Source organism: Bradyrhizobium sp. Tv2a-2 (assembly GCF_000472425.1).
GTDB lineage: Bacteria > Pseudomonadota > Alphaproteobacteria > Rhizobiales > Xanthobacteraceae > Bradyrhizobium.
Genome location: NZ_AXAI01000080.1, coordinates 1 through 2,191, shown reverse-complemented (window position 1 = coordinate 2,191; position 2,191 = coordinate 1). Strand labels below are relative to the sequence as shown.

Here is a 2,191-nt window from a genome sequence, read left to right as displayed (position 1 = left end):
GGTGTAAAGTTTACTGACGGCATCGAGGTCATTCCGACCACTGAAAGCCACGCCGCCTGATCAGGCCGCGTCACCCAGAATCAGCCATAGCTCCAACAACGCGACCGGGTCGAGAGCGGCATAGATTTCTTGGAGATGGTGGCGAACCGCGTCGGGCGTGCGGGCGTCGGCGGCCAAGCGCTGGTGTGGCGTTGCCGGCGCGCTGTATGTCTTGCGCACACGAGCACCGTCGCGCTGCTTGGCTATCAATTTGAACGAGGGTTGGAAGAAGTTCACGAACAGTCGCGCCGATCGATAGAGTTCAGCCAGCAGCTTGGCCGCTTCCAGGCCCTCGAACCGACGATAGCCGACCATCCTGCGCACGACGGCGCCGTTCTTCTGCTCGACGAACGCCTGGTCGTTCTTCCGGTAGGGCCGGCAACGCGTGAAGACGATGTTGGCCGCATCGCAGTAGGCTTTCAGCGTCTCGTTCATGAACACGGTGTCATTGTCCGTATCGAGGCCGACCAGCGCAAAGGGCAATTGTTTGCGCAATTCCGTCAACACCGTGCTCAACAGCGTTTGTTCGCGCACGATCAGAGGAGCGCACTCCGTCCAGCCGGTAGCAATGTCGGTGAGCACGAGGGTCTGGATGAAGCTGCCGCGCGCCGATGGACCGCTATGCGCTACAAGGTCAGCCTCGACAAACCCCGGCGCCGGATCGTTCCAATCTGCCGACGTCCGAATTGGAATACTGCGACGCAACGAGTGCGTCGCGTGCCGTCGGCGCTTGCGACCTAATCCTTCTCGGACCCGCGCCAATGCGCGGTCGATCGTCGCAGCGCTCATTGCCAAAAGTTTGTCGCGGATCTCGGGGGCAAGGCCGAGGTGCCCGTGCCGTTCCATCGCAGCAATCAGCGCAGGCATTAACGCCTTCAGCCGCTTCCCGCAGATCCGGTCTGACGCCTCCCAAAGGAGCACGAGCGCGTCGTGTTCTGCCTCATTATAGACCCGGCGTCGCGCCCGCCGGCCTGGGCGTGCGTCTTCCTGACCTCGAAGAAGCCGCATCGCGTGCTTGCGATGGAAGCCGGTGATGTCGACGAACTCGTCCAATATCCGCGCCTTCTTCGCGCGATCCGACGTCCGATAGCGCGCGCCTGCCGCCGCCGTCAGCTCCTTCCGCGTCGCCATGCTTAGCCACCCCATCTTCGCCCCCGCTCGTTCCCGATCCAAGGGAGCAACTTACGTGAGGCAACGGCTCAGCATCCGGTAACAATTAAGGCGAGGCAATGCGCCGTACTCATCATGATTGTCGCGCTATAGGATTGCGAGATCGCTCCTCCAGACCTCTTTCATTGCCAGGCCAAACCCCGCCTGCCACGTGCGCAGCAGTCGAGTGTTGCGCCGGCAGCGCCACACCGGCAAGCAGATCGCCGTCGAGGTCGGTGTATCGGCAGCGACCGTCAGCCGGATCCTGCGGCGGTTGGGCCTCAACCGGCTCTCGGTCTCGGCGCTGGAGCCGGCCGAGCCGATCCGACGCTATCACCGCGCGAACCCGGGTGAGATGATTCACATCGACATCAAAGAGCTCGGCAAATGCAACCGGATCGGCCATCGCATCACCGGCGATCGAACCCGCCAGAGCAACCAGCGCTCCCGTGGCAAGGGGCCGGGCTGGGAGTACGTCCATGTCTGCATCGACGATGCGTCCCGGATCGCCTTCAGCCAGGTCATGAAGACCGAGAAAAAGGGCTGCGCGGTCGCCTTTCTGAAAGCTGCCGTCGCTTACTATGCAAGCCTGGGCGTCACGGTCGAGCGTGTCATGACCGACAACGGCGCCTGCTACAAATCCATNGCCTTCCGTAGAGCCTGCAACCATAGCACATCCGCACCAAGCCTTATACGCCCAAGACCAACGGCAAGGCCGAACGCTTCATCCAAACCAGCTTGCGCGAATGGGCTTATGCCCAGGCTTACAGCACCTCAAAAGAACGTGCCGCCGAGTTGCCAAGATGGCTTCACCGATACAACTGGCACCGACCTCATGGCAGTCTCGACTCAAAGCCACCGATCCGCAGCCTCGGTCTAACCGGGAGCAACCTGTTGAGGATCCACATCTAGGTGTTTAGTCCCGGACTTTGATGGTGCATCCTTATCGCACGATTCGAAGGAAGCGCTATGGGACAAGTTTTACACGGCTGCGCCACCACGA

Annotated in this window: 2 pseudogenes; one reads left to right on the top strand and one right to left on the bottom strand. The window is 61.5% G+C overall.

The window, feature by feature from the left end:
• Positions 1 to 93: 93 nt before the first annotated feature.
• Positions 94 to 1,185 (bottom strand): annotated as a pseudogene (locus A3AI_RS0141855) (ISNCY family transposase); the annotation flags it as partial.
• 119 nt (positions 1,186 to 1,304) lie between these two features.
• On the opposite strand from A3AI_RS0141855, the pseudogene A3AI_RS45025 reads away from it, so the two are divergent.
• A pseudogene (locus A3AI_RS45025) lies at positions 1,305 to 2,100 on the top strand (IS481 family transposase); the annotation flags it as partial.
• Positions 2,101 to 2,191: the final 91 nt, after the last annotated feature.